Consider the following 18,109-nt stretch of genomic DNA (forward strand, 5'->3'; position numbering starts at 1 on the left):
CAGTTGGGAGCCGGGATTCTCCCGCAGGCCAGCCGCAGATCTATATGCCCAGGCTTGTACCTGGATTGCCTCCGATATCAGCGCCAATGACAGATACCAAGGCGACCTGGTGTCCGCGCTCAACGCGATACGCGCCCGCATGCTGCTCCTGCCAGGGCGAACCGATCTTTACTTCCCCGTTGCCGATAATGCTGCCGATATTCCCCATCTCGTCGACGCCGAGTTGCGGCCGATTCCTTCCATATGGGGCCATCGTGCCGGCAGTCCAAAAGACAACGAAGTCGATCTCGAGTTTCTGCGCCGCGCCGTTGAGGACTGGATGAAATAGTCCGAAGTCGACATTACGAGGTTGTCGCTTCGGAATTAAAAAGTCTCACTTTGAGTGGTGGAAAATTGTCGCGGGCGAAACGCTCGGCGCCGCACGCCCGGGGGCAGTTTCCGTGACGTACCGGTCACCGGAGAATTGTTGGTATTACCAAGGACGGGTTTCTTACCTGCTTTCAGTTCAATGCTTCCTTCTGGCGCTGTCTTTCGACCACCGATTGATCGGACGAACAGCAAAAGTCACTCGTTCGGTATAATGATCAACACTGCACACCTCAAAAGCATAAGGCCCATTTTCAAGGGACCGGCCGCAGACCCAATCGCCAGCATGACAGCCAGCGTGATGAAGGAGCTAACGCCCACAACATGTTGAGATATTAAGACCAAGTATCCTTCGCTCGATAATTTGTTGTCAGCTTCGCCCATAGAACAGACCTCTCAAAGAGTTTCTTGATGGCTCACGCCTCGATGGGACCAAGATCACACGCGCTCAGGATCGACGGCGCGGCGGCGTGCCTGCTATCGGCGCTCGAGGTGAAAGATCAGTCAGTTCGCCACCGGTGCCTGCGAGGCGGTTACCATCACGACGGCCCTCGCCCGGGGTCCCTTCAAGCAGTGCAACCCCCCCTCCAGCGCGTCGAGGCCGCGGGCGATATCGGCCAGAGCCGGATGCACGTCGTCCGCGACCTCCAGCCTTTCCCTGCCCGAATGCCTGCGGCGGAGGATGTCCTTAGTCATGCGCCACCACGATCGTATATTGGTCTTAAGACGTTCGTCGCAACGGTGTCTCAAGTCTATTCGCGGAAAAGTATTTCCCGCGGCACCTGGGTCAACCGCTCCCCGCCCGCCCGGGTGATGAGGACGCTCTCGCTGAACCCGAGACCGGCGGCCGTCGTATAGGCATGGAAGACCATGCCCTGTTCGAGAGGCCAGTTGGACGTTGGAAGCAAAACCCGGGAAAAGTCGCTGCTGCGCGCCGTGCGCGTATAGAGGCCGAGCGTATATGCTGTGACGTTCTGATATGTCGGACGCAATCCTTGCGATAAGGCTCCCTGGCGCAGGATCGCATCAACATCGGTGGCTATAGCGCCAGCCTTCATCGCCTCGATTTGCCGGTCCTGCAATGCGATCAATCGGTTTGCGGTCTCCCGCATTGCCAGGGAGGGTTTGCCGATCACGATCGGCCGCATCATTCGGGCGCTATAGTTGCCAACGCGTGGAATGAGTTCGACGTGAAGGATGTCACCTTCCTCTAGGCGGTCCGTTTTGAAGATGCCGTGCAGGAATTCATGGCTGCCGGAAGCCTTCACCACCGGCCCGACCTCTCCGGTGTCCGCTCCTTCCTGCAAGAACATGGCCGACGCCGTTGCTGTAGCGTCGCGGGTCGTCATCCCAGGACGCACCGTTTGCGCAATCGCCAGCATCGTCTTGTCGGCAATCGCCGCGGCCTGCCGCAGCACTGCGACCTCGGCCGCGGATTTCACCCATCGCAGGCTGTCGCTTAGCCCCGGCATCGGCACGATTCGGGCACCGCGACACTCTGTTGCGAGCCTCGCATGTGTTGCCGCACTGTGGCAGGGGGAATGCGTGTCGATCCCGATACGGGCCTTGGCGAAACCGCGGGCGCGGACTTGTTCGGCGATGACCGAACAGGGATCGTCGACATCGGCAAACCCGACGACATCCTCGATCCAGGTCTTTTCCCGGCACGGCGCCTCGTCAAGCGCCCTTAACACGAACCAAGGTTTGCCGTCGCGCGGCAGGAAGGCCGCGCGATACATGGTTTCCGAGACGGTATAACCCGTCAGCCACGCCAATAGTTCGCCGCTGTCGACGAGCAGCACATCGACATCCGCGGACGCCATGGCAAGCCGTGCCTTGGCGATACGCCAGTCATATTCGTCCCGTGCGAACATCGCTCAGGCGGCCTCGCAGATATCGAGGATGGTGAGGATGTAGACGCGTATCATGTCGAGATAGTCGACGATGTCGACGCGTTCGTCAGGCATGGTGTTGTAGCGTCCACCCGGTCCGCAGACGATGCCTTCCATGCCGAGCTCCTTGTAGAGATGGCCGGCGTCCGTGCCGTAGAAGCGTGTCGGTGTGATGGCCCCTGTCGGTTGCTTTTCGCCCCGCACCGCCTCGTAGGCGCGATTGATCGCCTTAACGATCCGCGATTCGGGAGTGACCTCGAAAGGCGGCATAAGCGGACGGCCCTCAATCATCTCCGGCACCAGCTTGGCCTTGAGACCAGGGAATCGCATCTCCAGTTCGGTAAGCTCTGCCCGCAAGTCGGCGAGGACGCCTTCTTGGGTTTGACCGGGCGCGTAGCGACAAGAACCCCTCAAACGAACGAAGTCAGCGACCTGTGGCGGCCGCCATTCTTCGAGATTGCGGCCGAGCGCACCATGGACCACGCCGACATGGCCACGATTAATTGACCGGTGCATTTCGCTCCTGGCTCCGCTGAACGTCATCGCATTGATGCGCGGAATGATGTCACAGGCAGCGGCTATCGCATCGACCGATTCTTCCCGCTTGGACAGGTGGCGGGTATCGCCGGTCAGTTCTATGACAAAGGAAAGGGCGGCGGCATGCATGGTGACCGCGACGAGGTCACTCGGCTCGCTGTTGACGAAATAGTCGGCCGTCACGCCGCTGCGAATGGCGGCGAGCGTGCCGACACCGCCCTGTAACTCGCCGACGACGAACGTCAGCACGACGTCGCCCTTGAGCTTGACACCCGCGTCCAGTAGGGTCTTTACGGCGCAGAAATAGGCAGCATCACCCGCCTTCATGTTGGAAACGCCGATCCCGTAGATGAACTTATCGTCCACCAGTCCGCCATAGGGATCGACGGTCCATCCCTCGGTTACCGGGTTGGTGTCGAGATGACCGTTGAATAGCAGGCTTTTGCCGCCGCCTGTTCCCTTCAGCCTGCCGATGGCATTGAAGCGCTCGCCGTTGTCGAAGGGCTGCAATTCGGCATCGAGACCGATCGCCGTCATCTCTTCGGCCATCACGCGGGCAAGCTCCCGCTCGCCGTCGGTCTGAGAATGGCTCTTGTGGCGGACCATCTTCGACAGGAAATCGAGACAGGCTTTCTCGTCGATTTGGTCGACAAGGGATTTGGGGTCCATGATCATGCTCCTTACATTACAATATCAGGCTTGAGTGCCTGCAGGTGGCGGCACCGCTTCCAACAGCCGGCGCGTATAGTCGGCGCGCTCCGGACGATCGATTTCCTCGGCCCTGGCGATTTCGATGAGATCGCCGCGATACATCACGGCGATGCGGTGGGCGATCTGGCGGATGAGATTGAGGTCGTGGGTGATGAAGAGATAGGCGGTGTTGCTGGCCTTCTGCAGCTCGAGCAGCAGCTGAATGATCGAGGCCTGGACCGAGACATCCAGCGCCGAGGTAATCTCGTCGCAGATAACCAGTTTCGGTTTGGACGCAAAGGCACGGGCGATCGCGACGCGCTGCTTTTCACCACCCGACAGCTGGTGCGGATAGCGATCGGCGTGGCTGCGCGGCAGCCGGACCTGCTCCAGCATGGTACCGATCTGTTCGGCGTTGGACCCGTCCTTTCCGTAAAGTTTTAGCGGCCGCGACAGAATCTCGCCGATCTTCTGGCGTGGGTTGAGCGAGGCATCAGGATGCTGGAAAATGATCTGCACGTCCTTGCGATATTCCGTGCCCATGTCTTGCAGACCGGAGATCGGCTTGCCGGCAAACCAGATCCTGCCGTCAAAACGATTGAGGCCGGTCATCGCCTTGGCAAGCGTGGATTTGCCCGATCCGGACTCGCCGACGATGCCCAGGATTTCACCGGGATTGACCGTGAGGCTGACGGCGCGATTACCGACCGTCCCGCGATGCGCCCTGCCCGTCAGCGCAGATAAGAAAGGCTTTCGGCCATAGCGCACGCTGACATTCTCGACCTTGACCAGCGGCTCTTTGGACGGATCGATCTCGGTCGTCACCAGGCGATGGCGCGGATTGGGAACTGCGGCGATGAGTTCGCGTGTATAGTCGTCCTGCGGGGCCCGGAAAATTTGTGCCGCATCGCCCTTTTCGACAATCACACCGCGACGAATGACGGCAACGCGGCTCGCGGTTCGGGAGACTAGCGCAAGGTCGTGCGAGATGTAGAGGCAGGCAACGCCGGTTTCCGCCTGCAGCGCAATGAAGAGGTCGAGGATCTGCCGCGAGGTGATGACGTCGAGCGCCGTCGTTGGCTCGTCGAAGATAATACATTCGGGATTGCAGGCAAAGGCGGTGGCAATGACGACACGCTGCTTCTCGCCGCCCGAGGCCTCATGCGGCATGCGGTGCATCATGTCTGCCGGTGTCTTCAGACCGACATGCGCCAGCATCGCCTCGCCTTCCTTCCAAGCCTGCGCTTTCGTCAGGCCTCGATGCCGCACCAGCACCTCCGAGAGCTGCCGTCCAAGCGAGAGCGTGGGATTGAGAGACGTGCTCGGGTCCTGAAACACCATGCTGATCCGCCGGCCGCGCAGCTTGTCGATCTCACCTGTGGATTTGGCGGTAAGATCCTCGTCCGCCAGGAGGATGCTGCCGCCGGTCTCGCGTGCGTTTTTTGGCAGGTAGCGCATGATCGACCAGGCAAGCGAGGTCTTGCCCGATCCGGATTCACCGACAAGCCCGAGAATTTCCCCGCGACCGATCGACAGATTGATATCCTTCAGCGCATGGAACCTGCCGCCTGATGTCGCGTAGGCCAGCGAATAGTTGCGGATGTCGAGGGTGGGCATGTTCGTATTCGTCATGGTGCCGTCCTCAGGTTCGCGGGTTGAGAGCGTCGCGCAGGCCGTCACCGAGAAGGTTGAAACCGACAGCGACGATGGCGATGGCAAGGCTCGGCCAGATCAGAATGCCGGCACTGAGATGCATATATTGACGGGCTTCTGACACCATCAGCCCCCATTCGGCTGCCGGCGGCTGGGCTCCGAGCCCAAGGAAGCTCAAGGTGGCAAACAGCATCACGGCGAACGATATCCGGATCGTCATCTCGACGATGATCGGCGCCACCACATTGGGAAGCATTTCGCGCAGGATGATATAGGACGAGCGCTCACCCCTCGCGATCGCCGCGCTGATATAATCCTGCTTGCGGACGGACAGGGCAACGCTGCGGGTAACGCGCGCCATGCTTGGGGCAAACGCGATCGCGACGGCAATCAGCGCATTGGCGGTGCTGGAACCGAGCAGATTGACCACCAGCAGTGCAAACAGGAGGCTCGGAATGGACATGACGGCATCGACCGTCCGCATGATCACTTCATCGGCCCGCCCGCCGAGAAAGGCGGAGGTCGTGCCGATCAGCGCGCCGACCAGCGTGCCCGCGACGGTCGCGAGCACGGCCATACTGATGGTGGCGCGGCCGCCGATCAGCAGGCGGCTGAAGATATCGCGACCATATTGGTCCGTTCCCATCAGGTAATGCACGCTTGACGGCTTATAGCGGGAAAGCGGCGCGAGGTTTTCCGGATCGTGCGGCGCCAAGGACGGTCCGAACAGCACGATGACGAGCGCCAGCAGAACAATAAAGAGGCCGATCGCTCCCTGCGGAGTGCGCAGCAGCCGCTTGAGAAACTCAATCATACTGAATCCTCTTGTCGAGCCAGGCATAGAGGATGTCGGCCACGAAATTGACGATGGAATAGGTGGCCGCCATGATGAGCACGCCTGCCTGGATCGACGGCAGGTCGCGGGTCTGGATCGCCACGATCAGTGCCCGGCCGATGCCAGGAATGGCGAAAATCTCTTCCACAACGATGACGCCACCGAGCAAATAGCCGACATCGAGCGCCACGACGGTGATCGTTGGCAACAGCGCATTCCTGAGGGCATGGCGGAAAAGCACCGTCATGCCGGACAATCCCTTGACCCTAGCTGCCCGCACATAATCGGTGTGCAGGACATCAACCAGTTCAGAGCGGACCATGCGCGACACATGGGCGATCAGGATGATCGATATGACGCAGACGGGCAGGATCAGATGCTGAATGCCGCCAACAAAATTTTCCGTCAGCGGCACATAGCCGGTCGGCGGCAGCCATTTCAGCCAGTCGCCGACGATCAGGACGGCAACCGTCGCGGTGACGAACTCCGGCAGGGAGATGCCGGCATAGGAAATCAGGCTGACCACCATGTCGGCGATCCGGCCACGCCGCACCGCCGCGATAATGCCGAGCGGAATAGCAAGGATCAGCATCAGGGCGATCGACAGGAAGGCGAGCAGCAGTGACCGGCTGAGTGCTTCAAGCATGACGGGACCGACCGCCTGCCCCGTGCGCAGCGAGGTGCCAAAATCGCCATGCAGGACGCCGCCGAGCCAGCGGCCATATTGCACCCAGACCGGCGCGTTGAGGCCCATGCTTTGACGCAGGGCTTCGAGCGCTTCTTTGGTTGCATTCTCGCCCAGCATGATGACGGCGGCATCGCCCGGCAGAACCTGGGTGATGGCGAAGACGATCAGCGACACGATGAAGAGCGTATAGACGATCATCATCACCCGCTTGAGGATATAATTCGGCGACACTGGTCTTCCTTCCAACGACAAGGACCGGGCGCCTTTCGACGTCCGGTTTGGCGGTAGGCTTTTTAGCTGCGCTTCGGCGCCTTGTCGGTCAGCGAGACATAGTCTAGCCGGAAGACCGAGGCGCGCGGATGCACCTGGAAGCCCTCCACCCAGCTGCGCTTGGCGGCCAGAACGTCGAAGAAGGACGGGATGATCGACGGCACCTCATCGTTCATCAGCTTCTGCGCCTGGGCGTAGAGGTCCTTGCGCTTGGCTTCGTCCTTCGTGCCGCGGGCGGATGCGATCAGCTTGTCGAAGTCCTTGTTGTTCCAGCGCGTCTCGTTCCAGGCGGCGTCAGAGGTATAGAGCAGCTTGAAGATACCGTCCTCGGTCGGCTGCATGTTGTAGAAGCCGACATAGAAGCTGCCCTTCTTCCAGACCTGCTCGAGATAGGTCGCATGCGGCATCGTCTGGACGTTGATCTTGACGCCAGCTTCCTTGGCCATTTCGCGGAAGGCAACGGCGAGCTGCGTGCGCACCGCCGGCGTGTCGGAGGCAATCAAGGTCGCCTCGAAGCCATCGGGATAGCCGGCATCGGCCAGCAGCTTCTTGGCCTCGTCGATATTCGCCTCGCGCAGCGGCATATCCGAATAGAAATGGTAGGACGCATTGATCGGTGTGTCGTTGCCGGGCGTGCCGAAGCCCTCGGTGACAAAGTCCACCATCGCCTTGCGGTCGACCGTCAAGGCGAGAGCGCGACGCACGCGCCGATCATTGAACGGCTTGGTATCGCAGCCGAAATTGATATTGCAGAACTGACCGGAGGCGACGCGCAGCACGTCGACGCCGTCGCTGCCCTGCATGCGCAGATATTCCGTCGGCTGGACGGTCGACATGACGTCCACGTCGCCGGCGATCATCGCGGACCCCTCGGCGGAGATGTCGGGAAAAACCTGCACTTCGATACGGTCCAGGTAAGGGCGCGCTGGATCATAATAGTTCGGGTTGCGCTCGACGACGATCAGCCGGTCCGGTTCGTAGGACACCAGCTTGAACGGGCCGGTGCCGTTGGCCTCGGTGGACAGCTTCTTGAAGTCGCCGGTTGCGATGGAGGCCGGGATGATGCGGGCGTTCGTATAGGCAAGAGCAGCCGGCATGTCGGCATAGGCGCCCGACAGTTTGAAGACGACAGTGCTGGGATCGCCAGCTGTAATATCGGTGATCGGACCGACATTGTTACGGCCCGGCGATGCATTCTTTGGATCGAGGATCGCCTTGAAGGTCGCGACGACGTCGGCCGAGGTCATGGCGGAACCGTCATGGAACGTGATTCCACTGCGCAGCTTGAAGGTCCATTCGGTCAGGTCGTCGTTGGCACTCCAGCTCTCGGCGAGATCCGGTTCGACCGTCATGTCCACCTTCAGTCGCGTCAGGTTGCTGTAGAGCAGCTCGGTGACCAGATATTCCGGGTTCACGCGCGTCAGCAGCGGATGGATGACGCTGGCAGCCTGGTCGATGGAAATGCGCAGCGTCCCGCCTTTTGTCGGCGCTGCGGCTTGCGCGAAGCTCAGTGAGGGCGCAGCAAGGAAGATGGCCGTGCCGGCAAGAAACCGGCGTCGATTCATTTCAAGCATGTCGATGTTCCCTTTTTCGTTATGGCTGGAGTTCCGGAATGCGATCGGATGCAAACTCTTTTGATAGGTAGGCTAGGATCGTTTTCGCCAGAGCGATGATGTCCGGGCAGGTCGTGTGTTCTTCCGGGCTGTGGATGCAGCTTTCCGGCCGGCCGAGGCCGCTCAGGATCACCTCCTGCATGCCGGTGATCTGCTGGACGTATCCAAAATCAGAACAGCTCGCGGCTCCCCATTTGCGGAAATCATCCGGCCGGTATCCAAAGCCGAGGCAAAGAGCATCCTGCCAGCGCGGCCAATGGGGACCATAGGGATCCGATGTCGGAATGAGATGACCGACCAGTTGAATGTCGATGCCGAGACCGGCTATTGCATTTCCGCTTGCCCGAACGATGGTCTCGATTTCGGCGCGGGCCTCTTCATAGCTCTCCTCCGGCGCATAGCGCCGGCTGATCAGGACTTTGACCTCCGCCGGCACCTGGCCGCCACTCGTGCCGCCGTGAATGGCCGAAATCGTCAGTTGCGGCTGAAGCGGTCCCGTGGCGTGCGGCGGAGGCGGCAGCGTCGATTCCCGGCTGGCGATCTCGGGCTTGAGAGCCTGCAGCGCATTCAGGATCGGTAGAGCGCCTTCAATAGCGTTGATGCCCGCGCCTGTACGGTTGCCCTCGCCGGCATGGACGGCATGTCCCTTGATGCTGAGCTGCAGATGGAAAACGCCAAAGCAACCGGCCCAAATGCGCGCCGCCGCCGAGCCATTGAAATTGACGATATGACCCTCCAGCATCCCCTGCTCCGCCAGATGGCGGACGCTAGGATAAAGGCCTCCCTCCTCGTCGGTGCAAAGGAGCAGCATTGGATCATAAGCGAAAGCGACATCGTGTTCCCGCGCTGCCCGAAGAGCCAATAATGACGCGGCGATCGTCCCTTTCATGTCCGCCGCGCCGAGGCCATACAAAGTGTCGCCTTCGCGCGTCAGGCGAAGCGGATTGCGCGTCCATCCGGGTGCGACCGGCACCGTGTCGACGTGATAGTAAAGTCCGCAAACCGGCTTGCCGGTCGCATGCCTCGCGACAAGGTTCGTACGAGGCCCGCTTGCCGGACCACCTTCCACACGCCATAGCGGCTCCGGCACCACCACTCGCCGGCTCTCGAAATCAAGCGGGGCCAGTAATTGTTCCATCAGATCGGCAAAGGCATCGTATCCCTCTCCCGGGGGAAAGGACGTATCGATCGCGACCATGCGTGAAAGATCATCAACTGCGCGCTCGACATCAGCCTCGATCGCCGCCATGGCTCTGGTCAGCTGTGGAGAGAGTGCGGTTTCGTGCCGATCCATCGTCAAGTCCCGGAGCCAGGCGACGAAAGCGTGTCGCCAAGCACATTAATATAAACTATATAGTAATGATGCGAACCTGGCCGCCAAGAGTCAACTCCAAATAAGAGGCAAATCATTGGAGAAAACGCCTATTTCTTCAGCAGATATCGTCCGCGCATCGGACCTCTCGCTCCCTCTTTATGAGGTGGTCAAACGACAGATTTCCGAAGCCATCATGCTGGGCAAATGGGAGGCAGGCACCGTGCTGCCGAGCGAAATCGCACTGTCGCAGCAGTTTGGCGTCGCCGTCGGTACCATCCGAAGGGCGTTGATGGACCTTACCAACGAAGGCTTGCTCACCCGCCGGCGCAAGACCGGGACGGTCGTCACAGGTCGGACGCCGCAGCATAGCCTGCGCTTCTTTTTTCAGTATTTTCGACTGCATGGGCTCGATGGATCACTGCAGCATTCGGTGACGAGAGTCACATCACTTCACCGGGGCACGGCGACGGAAAGCGAATCTGCAAAGCTACAGCTGGCGGTTGGCGAGGGCGTCGTTCGCTTCCATCGCCTCAGAATTGTCGACGACAAGCCGATCATGCACGAGACACTAGTGCTTGCCGAGGCGCGGCTTCCGGGCTTGACCGGGAATAAGGATGAGATCCCACCCCTTTTCTATCTCCACCTGCTCGATCGATATGGTATCCGGATCTCGGCGGTTCGTGAGCAGATTGCGGCCGTTCTTGCCACCGAAGAAGACGTCAAATGGCTTCAGCTTACCTTGCCGACGGCAATCCTGATGATCGATGAGGTCGCCTATGATCAATCGGCAACACCCGTGCTCGCCTCGACGCATCGTGCCACGACCGCCAATCATCGTTACGTGCACGAAATAAAGTAGGCCGAATTCTGAGATGCGAGGCGAACCAGTGCAGCGCAGGACATGGTGAACAAGTCTGGTGCAGGGCTGGCGAACAGCCGGGAATCAGCATAGGGCGAACAGACTGCAAGTGGAGTAAACCATGATAGACCCGTCCTTGATTACGCCACCGAATTGCTATTGGGTGCGGCGCAAGGAGCCAAACGGAGAGGTAGCGGCGTTGCAGATTGCCCAGGTCAGCAACGTGTTTGGGGCGTCGCCCGACTACTGGAGCGTTGCCGTTTTAGGATCGGACCAGCATAGCTCGCTCGCAGAGTTCGAGTTCATCGTGGAAATCACTGCGCCGACGCAAGTCGAGCAGATCTGACGGGGCATTTCGCCGGCCGGGCTCCAGTTTTCGACGTTTACGATCGTCCAGACGGCAAACCGGGTGTCTCCGGGGAGTTTCAATCCTGGACGCTCGTGAATTGGTTGGTAGGCGAGCCGATCTCGCAGGGAATACCCACGTTCGGATGTCATTCTATTCTCCTTGAGTTGGTACTGTCTCGCAACTTTGCGAGCTGGCTAAAGGTAGAACGCGATCGCCGAGCGGCCGCCCCATTTGGTGCAGCTCCGCGGGTGAGCGCTTCTTCGCACGACTTCTGACGTAGTTAGACAGCAAGTCGAAAACGACGCTGGACGATCTCTTCACTCCGGGATCTTGAAAAAATTCGGACGTCCTCCAGCCGGGTGAAGCCCAGGCGCATAAGGATCGCCGCCGAAGCGACGTTGTCGTCCGCACACCCAGCCCGCAAAGAGGTCGGGCCGACGTCTTCCACAGCGAATCGGACCAGCCGTTCTGCGGCTTCAAGGCCGAACCCGCGCCCCCATACCGCTTGGTCGAGCCAGTAGCCGATTTCGCCCTGTCCCTCGGACACGTCGAAGACGTCGCAGATGCCGATCAAATGGCCATCGAGTATAATCGCCAGCCGGTAGGCGAAACCCGTGCGCCACTCCTCGGCGTGGCCCGCGAACCAGTTGGTCATTTTCTCAATGTCAGGGGGAAACGTTGCCGACGCGAGATTGCGGGCGACCTCGTGATTGGACCTGATCTCGATGGCGCGTTCGACATCGACCGGGGCCGTTGGCCGCAGGACGAGGCGTTCGGTGAGCAAGCGGATGGAACTGTTATAGTTCACTGTTTGCCTCGCGAGTGGCTTCAGACAAGTCGACGTGGATATCCCTGTTGTTGCACCACCAGCCCGAACGAAAGGGCCTTGATTGGTTGGACAGCTTCACTACTTCAAACTATCGCACATCTTGTTTCCCGTGTGCGAGTTGAACTCTCCTCCTCAAGCCCGCTTACGCGGGCTTCTTTTTGTCTTCACCACCGCCAATGCTCAGGAGCACCTCTTCGTCCATCTCCATAAGGATGACCTGTCACACTTGGTGCAGTGGTCCTGGCTCCCGAGCGCGAAACGATTAACTCCTGCTCACCCTCCCCTGAATGTTCTCCCCGCTCCTGTCCCTCCCTGCCGAGTGCGCGAGCCTCAACATGTAGAGCTTGTCAGGCGACCGGAATAATTGTCCGGGGCTTTTGCTGTTTGGCACGTAAGGCTCGCTAAATGCGGTGAAATCAGGCGTAAGCAGTATCTGCGAGAGCTGCGGCCGCTTCCGCGGTTCCGCGGTCGATTATCGCAAGGAAGCAGGGCCTCGCCTCGCCAGCGTCGCGCGTGCGATCGAAGAGCTTCTGCGCTTCACTGAAAGCGACGGTCCGGATCGATACGATCAGTCCGGCTGCAAGATGCGCATTTGGATCACCGGTCGCTCGGTTGCTGGTATCGGCCAACACTATTGCCAATGCGCGGGTAAGTTCGTCTCGCATGGCGAAGATCGCACGCTGGGCGGCTTTGGCGTTGAGACAGGCGCAGATGCGCCGCCGCGCACTCGTTTCGAGATACACCGCGACGATCTGCTGGATATCCTCTTTACTGGGATTGATGGGTCGGTGGAGTTGCTGATCGGCCGATCGATCAAGCAACTTGAGGACGACGAGTCAGAAGGCGTCACAGTCACACTGGAAGACGGGGCGCGGCGTGCCTACGCGCTGGTGTTTGGCTGCGACGGCAATCGCTCCAACACCAGGAAGCTGGTGTTCGGTGACGAGAAGAATTTCACCTACTTCATGGGAGGCTATGTCTATCTAAAGGTCGTGCCAGTGACGGGAATCTACCGCCCAACGTATCGCAGGTGTTCAGCGTGCCAGGTCGGACGGCGATGCTGAACGACTACGACGCCCGAACCGACATTGGTCTCGCTTTTCGCGCCCAGGGCGAAATCGAATACGACTATCGCGGCCGCGCGCAGCAGCGCGGGATGATCCATAAGCATTTCGACGGGCTAGGCTGGAAGGTGCTGGCGGCCTTGGAGCATGTGGATATCGACGACGATTTTTACTTCGACCGGATCAACCAGATTCGGATGCCGTCTTGGTCGAAGGGGCGGGTCGTTCTGGTGGGTGTCGCGGGCTACTGCGTCTCACCGGTGGCAGGGATGGGCGGCTCAATGGTGATCATCGGAGCGGGACGGATTGCTGAAGCATCGGACGGCACGGTGCCGACTAGGCCGCTGCCTTCCAGGACTATCACGACCAACTGCACACCTTTGTCGATGAGGTTCAGAAGAGGGCTGCCAGTGATGGCATGGCAACGATTATCCCAGTGAACGACGCCGAAATTGGGCAGCGTGACCGAAAGCTTCGCGACGGGGAGCTTGACCTTTAACCGTGGGCGGACGGTAGAGGAATAATCGCTGACTTCACACAAATTGCGCCATCGGCGCGGCTTGCGCGCCGTCGATCTCGTCAGACGGCCCGCCATTTTCTGGACAATGTCTGCAGATCTCTAAAGCCGTCGTAGCGTCGGGCGTGAGCCTCGCCTATTGCGCCCTCGGCTGGGTGGTATGTCCGACCAGCTGTGGAAAGCTTTGACATCGCTTCTCGCATATTTGCAAATGAACCACCCGCGACAACGCCAAGGATAGCCGCACCGAGCAGCACAGGTTCTTCCGTATTCGTGGCAAGCACCGGTTTGCCGCTTGCGTCTGCTAGCAATTGTCGAACAAAATCATGTTGGCCGGCGCCACCGCTAACGACGATATTGGCGATCGAAACACCCGCATCGGCCTGTGTGTCGATGATCTGCCGCAGGCCGTAGCCAATGCCGCATAGCCCCGCGACATAGAGCCTTACGAGGCTCTCGAGATCGCGATCCATTCCAAGCCCGACAATGGCCGCGCGTGCATGCGGATCGGCAAATGGCGCGCGGTTACCAAGAAATTCGGGAAGGACGTGCAGACCGGCGATCAGATTAACCGCTTCAGAGGCCGGTCCAACTTTGTCTGCGGCCATATCGGCGAGGAGAGCCGGGATCGGAATGCCTGCTCGCTCAGCAAGTCTGTGGGCTTCACTGGCTGCTGGATGGAGCGAAAGAAGCTGATCTATCGCGGCCCCTGCCGCGCTCTGACCACCTTCGTTCAGCCACAGGCCCGGCACCATGGCGGAATAGTAGGGGCCCCAGACTCCCGGCACAAAGGCCGGCTCGACCGTCGATGTCATCGTGCAGGAAGACGTCCCGAACACATAGCCAAGGTTGCTTGTTGGTCCGCTCCCGATTCCGACGGTCCCGACCCCGCCGGCATGGGCATCTATCAGTCCGGCGGCAACTGCCGTACCCACTTCCAACCCAAGCGCTTCAGCCGCTGGCGCAGTCAAACCGGAGCCGAGCGAAGTACCCGGATCGACAATGACATTGCCAATTCGCACGAAACCTTCTGCTGCCAAATCGCCGAGCCCGATCTTCTCGAAATAACTCGGGTCCCAGCGCTTCTCGTGTGCAAGATAAGTCCATTTGCAGGTGACAGTGCACGTCGAGCGCGACAGATCACCGGTCGCCTTCCAGCTCAGGAAATCCGCTAGATCGAAAAACTGCCATGCCGCGTCGAAAGCCTGCGGACGATTTTCCTTAAGCCACAGGAGCTTCGGCGTCTCCATTTCCGGCGAGATTTTGCCGCCGACGTAACGAAGCACGTCGTGACCAAGTACGTTGATGCGTTCGGCCTGCGGAACGGCCCGGTGGTCCATCCAGACAATGATGTTGCGCTCTGGATCTTCCGACGGCCCGACCGCGAGCGGTTTGCCGCCCTCAGCAAGCACCACCAGTGAACAGGTGGCGTCAAAGCCGAGCCCGATCACCGAAGACGGTTCGACACCAGCCCTCGAAACGGTCTCCCGGACAGCCGCGCAAACGGCGGCCCAGATGTCCGAACTCGACTGTTCGACTATGGAGCCTGGTCCGTGAAAGAGTGCAATGTCCCGTTTGGCGGAGGCCAGCATCCGGCCGTTCAGATCGAAGAGGCCGGCGCGGGCACTGCCGGTGCCGACATCGACGCCGATGACATGTTTGGCAACCGCTTGCGGCGCGTCGGATGTGTCGGTCATGGTCTCTCGTTTCAAACCGGTAGGAATGGGATCGATCGCAGTCTGCGACCACACGATGCGAAGCTCACAGATCGACGCTGTTCGGCAAGATGACCAGGTCGCGGATCGTCACATTGCGCGGGCGTGTCAGCATGAAGAGCACGGCCTCGGCGACTTCCTTAGGCTGCATGAGGCTGCCATTGGCAAGCGCTTCATCCATCTTTGCCTTCGGCCAGTCGTCCAGCAGCGCGGTGACGACCGGACCGGGCAGTACCGCGCCGACACGAACGCCGTACTGGGCGACCTGGCGCCGCGTCGAATGAACGAAGGCCTGGACGGCAAATTTCGACGCCGTGTAGATCGGCTCCCAGACAACTGGCACCACACCCGCGATCGAACTCGTAAACAGGATGTCGCCGGTTTTCTGTTCGATCATATATGGCAGAACGGCGTGCACCGAACGGAAGGCGGCGTTGATGTTCAGGTTCAGCATCCGGTCCCATGCATCCGGATCGCCTTCGGCAACCTGCCCCCCGATATAGGCGCCGGCGTTGGCATGGAAAATGTCGAGCCTGCCTGCTATCTCCAGAATGCGTGGCAGCATGCCGGACACCTGGTGGCCGTCCAGAAGATCGACGACGAGTGGAAGAGCGCGCTGCCCCATCTCGCCGCAAAGACTATCGAGCTTTTCCTTTGCCCGATCGATCAAGACGACGGTCGCGCCTTCGGCATGGAGGGTCCGGGCGCATTCAAGCCCGATGCCGGACGCCGCGCCGGTGATCGCGGCGACCTTGCCTTTCATGAGATCAGTCATGGCGAATACTCCTTCAGATAAATTTCAGGCAGAATGATTGTCAGGCGCGTCCGTGGCTAACGCGGGAACGCCTGGCCAATGAATCAACGATGACCGCGATCGCGAGAACCGCTCCGGTAATCATATAGCGCAACGAGGAGCTGAGATTGAGAAGCGTCAGTCCGTTGGAGATCGCCTGGATGACGATGATACCCAACAGCGCTGAATAAGCGCTGCCGCGCCCGCCGAAGAGGCTTGTGCCGCCGATGACAGCCGCAGCAATGGCATTGAGGTTGACATCGCCTGTGCCGGCTTGCTGGCTCGCAGAGGCGAGCCGCGAGGCCGACAGGATGCCGCCTATGGTGGCCAGTGTCGAGCACAGCATGAACGCGCTGAGATAGATCCGCCTGACGTTGATACCTGCGCGCCGTGCCGCTTCGCGGTTGCCGCCGACGGCGAACATCGAACGCCCCCACTGCGTGCGCGTCAAGGCATAATTCAGAACCACGGCGATCGCCACGAAGATACCGAACATCCATGGCACGCCGCGACCGAGATTAAGATAGTAGGCGGCGAACTCAAGCGCGACCGTCAGGACGATCACCTTGGTTGCCAGCGTTCCCATGGGCTGCGATGACAGATTGACGGCCTGACGCTGCCGGCGCGTCCGCATGCCGGTGACGATTATGACCAGGCCGGGCAAAAGTGCCAGAAGGTGTGATAGCCAGTGGGGCATCACCAGGATTTGGCCGAAGCGAACAAGCGGCGAGGCAAATGGCAGGTTGATACTGCCAGTCGGACCAAGGATGTAGAGCTGCATGCCAAGAAGCGCCAGCAAACCTGCGAGCGTAGCAACGAAGCTCGGCATGCCGAGCCTGTTGTAGAGAAGTGCATAGAGCGCGCCGACGACCAGCCCCGCAACGATAGCGACAATGATCGCCAATGCGATCGGCCAGCCACTGTTGACCCAGAGCACCCCAAGGATCGCCGAGGATAGCCCGCTCATCGAACCGACCGAAAGATCGATTTCGCCGAGCATGAGCACACAGACGATGCCAAGCGAGATCACGCCGACGGTCGCACAGTCGAACAGAAGATTGACGAGATTGTTCGGCGCCAGGAACACCGGATTGAGGATCGAAAAGACCGTCGAAATGACGATCAGACCGACGGCGACCGGCAGCATGCCGAGGTCGCCAGAGCGCACGCGATCAATAAAGGCCGTGACCATTGCACTGATGCTGTCGTCGTGCCGCACACGTTCGTCGCTTCGGTCAAGGGCGGTAGTCGATATGTTCAAATCATCCGATGGTTTCTGGTTCATGCCGGCCTCCCGCTGGTTTCCTCTGGCTTGCCAGCCTTGCGTTCCATTCGTCGCGACACTGAATTTTCGGTCGCTCCGGTAATGGCGGCCACAAGCTCCTGGCTGGAGGCGTCCGGTGTGAAGACGCCATTGTTGCGCCCCAGTCTGAGCACGACAATACGGTCGGCGACCGCGCGCACATCTTCCATGTTGTGACTGATGATGATCACCCCAAGGCCGCGCTCGCGAACGCGCTCGATGAGGTTGAGGACTTCAGCCGTCTGCGCGACGCCAAGCGCGGCGGTCGGCTCGTCGAGCATGATGATTTTTGGGTTAAGTAGCAACGAGCGCGCGATCGCGACAGTCTGACGCTGGCCACCGGAAAGGGAGGCAATCGGCTCGCGAACCGACGGAATGCGGGCGGCGAGCTCCTTTAGAAGCGTCCAAGCTCGCACCTCCATCGCGACCTCGTCGAGGCCCCAAGGAGAAACCTCGTGACCGAGAAACAGGTTGGCAACGACGTCCAGGTTTTCGCAAAGTGCAAGGTCCTGGAACACCGTCGCGATACCAAGTTCGAGCGCCTTGCCGGGACTGTCCAGGGTAACCGTTTCTCCACAGTATTCGATCGTCCCCGCAGACGGCTGATGAACGCCGGCCAAGACTTTGACGAGTGTCGACTTACCGGCTCCGTTGTCGCCGACCAGCGCCACGACTTCGCCCGCCTTCACCTCAAGTTCGATATCCGTCAGAGCGGAGACCGCCCCGAAATGTTTGGAGACATTGCTGAGCCGGAGGATCGTCTGTCCTTTCTGCGGCATCAATTTCCTACCCGTAACCATAGCTGCAGCCCTTCTTGCGCG

The 18,109-nt window shown here is 60.0% G+C and carries 17 protein-coding genes and 1 pseudogene; 5 read left to right on the forward strand and 13 right to left on the reverse strand.

From position 1 onward, the window contains the following. Nucleotides 1–328: pseudogene (locus DTW90_RS34565) on the forward strand (homoserine acetyltransferase); the annotation flags it as partial. A 542-nt stretch (nucleotides 329–870) separates the two neighbouring features. On the opposite strand, the gene DTW90_RS34570 reads toward DTW90_RS34565, so the two are convergent. From DTW90_RS34570 to DTW90_RS34605, 8 genes are all read right to left on the reverse strand, one after another. Further along, nucleotides 871–1,062, reverse strand: coding sequence for a hypothetical protein (locus DTW90_RS34570; RefSeq protein WP_149344437.1), 192 nt, complete (start codon nucleotides 1,060–1,062; stop codon nucleotides 871–873). 56 nt (nucleotides 1,063–1,118) lie between these two features. After that, nucleotides 1,119–2,240, reverse strand: coding sequence for a Xaa-Pro peptidase family protein (locus DTW90_RS34575; RefSeq protein ID WP_149344439.1), 1,122 nt, complete (start codon nucleotides 2,238–2,240; stop codon nucleotides 1,119–1,121). A 3-nt stretch (nucleotides 2,241–2,243) separates the two neighbouring features. Next, nucleotides 2,244–3,464 (reverse strand): M20/M25/M40 family metallo-hydrolase, encoded by a 1,221-nt coding sequence (locus DTW90_RS34580; protein WP_149344440.1) that lies wholly within the window; start codon nucleotides 3,462–3,464, stop codon nucleotides 2,244–2,246. A 24-nt stretch (nucleotides 3,465–3,488) separates the two neighbouring features. Beyond that, a complete protein-coding gene (locus tag DTW90_RS34585; RefSeq protein ID WP_149344442.1) occupies nucleotides 3,489–5,117 on the reverse strand; it encodes an ABC transporter ATP-binding protein in 1,629 nt (542 codons plus the stop codon). Nucleotides 5,118–5,127: 10 nt separating this feature from the next. Next, nucleotides 5,128–5,952 (reverse strand): ABC transporter permease, encoded by an 825-nt coding sequence (locus DTW90_RS34590; RefSeq protein WP_132527850.1) that lies wholly within the window; start codon nucleotides 5,950–5,952, stop codon nucleotides 5,128–5,130. Further along, a complete protein-coding gene (locus DTW90_RS34595) occupies nucleotides 5,945–6,892 on the reverse strand; it encodes an ABC transporter permease (RefSeq protein WP_149344443.1) in 948 nt (315 codons plus the stop codon). The genes DTW90_RS34590 and DTW90_RS34595 overlap by 8 nt, the downstream gene beginning before the upstream one ends. Before the next feature lie 62 nt (nucleotides 6,893–6,954). Further along, nucleotides 6,955–8,505, reverse strand: a complete 1,551-nt coding sequence (locus DTW90_RS34600; protein WP_149344445.1) for an ABC transporter substrate-binding protein — start codon at nucleotides 8,503–8,505, stop codon at nucleotides 6,955–6,957. Nucleotides 8,506–8,524: 19 nt separating this feature from the next. Further along, nucleotides 8,525–9,838 carry a M20/M25/M40 family metallo-hydrolase gene (locus tag DTW90_RS34605; protein WP_149344446.1) on the reverse strand — a complete coding sequence of 438 codons (1,314 nt, stop codon included), beginning with the start codon at nucleotides 9,836–9,838 and terminating at the stop codon, nucleotides 8,525–8,527. A gap of 115 nt (nucleotides 9,839–9,953) precedes the next feature. On the opposite strand from DTW90_RS34605, the gene DTW90_RS34610 reads away from it, so the two are divergent. Both DTW90_RS34610 and DTW90_RS34615 read left to right on the forward strand, forming a co-directional pair. After that, entirely contained in the window at nucleotides 9,954–10,718 is a 765-nt protein-coding gene (locus DTW90_RS34610; RefSeq protein WP_246665165.1) for a GntR family transcriptional regulator, read from the forward strand. 121 nt (nucleotides 10,719–10,839) lie between these two features. Next, nucleotides 10,840–11,064 (forward strand): hypothetical protein, encoded by a 225-nt coding sequence (locus tag DTW90_RS34615; RefSeq protein ID WP_149344447.1) that lies wholly within the window; start codon nucleotides 10,840–10,842, stop codon nucleotides 11,062–11,064. A 283-nt stretch (nucleotides 11,065–11,347) separates the two neighbouring features. Here DTW90_RS34615 and DTW90_RS34620 read toward each other — a convergent pair whose 3' ends face one another. After that, the gene (locus DTW90_RS34620; RefSeq protein ID WP_246665166.1) at nucleotides 11,348–11,851 is read right to left on the reverse strand and encodes a GNAT family N-acetyltransferase; all 504 of its coding nucleotides are present in this window, start codon (nucleotides 11,849–11,851) and stop codon (nucleotides 11,348–11,350) included. Between the two features lie 455 nt (nucleotides 11,852–12,306). Here DTW90_RS34620 and DTW90_RS34625 point away from each other — a divergent pair, with 455 nt between their 5' ends. Together DTW90_RS34625 and DTW90_RS34630 are read left to right on the forward strand one after the other, a co-directional pair. After that, nucleotides 12,307–12,960, forward strand: coding sequence for a hypothetical protein (locus DTW90_RS34625; protein ID WP_149344450.1), 654 nt, complete (start codon nucleotides 12,307–12,309; stop codon nucleotides 12,958–12,960). Further along, nucleotides 12,954–13,400 carry a hypothetical protein gene (locus DTW90_RS34630; protein ID WP_149344451.1) on the forward strand — a complete coding sequence of 149 codons (447 nt, stop codon included), beginning with the start codon at nucleotides 12,954–12,956 and terminating at the stop codon, nucleotides 13,398–13,400. Before DTW90_RS34625 ends, DTW90_RS34630 begins: the two co-directional genes overlap by 7 nt. Before the next feature lie 139 nt (nucleotides 13,401–13,539). Here the strand turns inward: DTW90_RS34630 and DTW90_RS34635 are convergent, their stop codons facing one another. From DTW90_RS34635 to DTW90_RS34650, 4 genes are all read right to left on the reverse strand, one after another. Further along, entirely contained in the window at nucleotides 13,540–15,174 is a 1,635-nt protein-coding gene (locus DTW90_RS34635) for an FGGY-family carbohydrate kinase (RefSeq protein WP_149344453.1), read from the reverse strand. A 64-nt stretch (nucleotides 15,175–15,238) separates the two neighbouring features. Continuing rightward, nucleotides 15,239–15,967, reverse strand: a complete 729-nt coding sequence (locus tag DTW90_RS34640; RefSeq protein ID WP_149344454.1) for an SDR family oxidoreductase — start codon at nucleotides 15,965–15,967, stop codon at nucleotides 15,239–15,241. A gap of 40 nt (nucleotides 15,968–16,007) precedes the next feature. Next, a complete protein-coding gene (locus tag DTW90_RS34645; RefSeq protein WP_149344455.1) occupies nucleotides 16,008–17,270 on the reverse strand; it encodes a sugar ABC transporter permease in 1,263 nt (420 codons plus the stop codon). After that, on the reverse strand, nucleotides 17,267–18,088 hold the full coding sequence (locus tag DTW90_RS34650) for an ATP-binding cassette domain-containing protein (protein ID WP_210251463.1): 822 nt from the start codon (nucleotides 18,086–18,088) through the stop codon (nucleotides 17,267–17,269). The genes DTW90_RS34645 and DTW90_RS34650 overlap by 4 nt, the downstream gene beginning before the upstream one ends. Between the last annotated feature and the right edge of the window lie 21 nt (nucleotides 18,089–18,109).

The organism is Neorhizobium sp. P12A (assembly GCF_008365395.1).
Classification (GTDB): Bacteria; Pseudomonadota; Alphaproteobacteria; order Rhizobiales; family Rhizobiaceae; genus Rhizobium.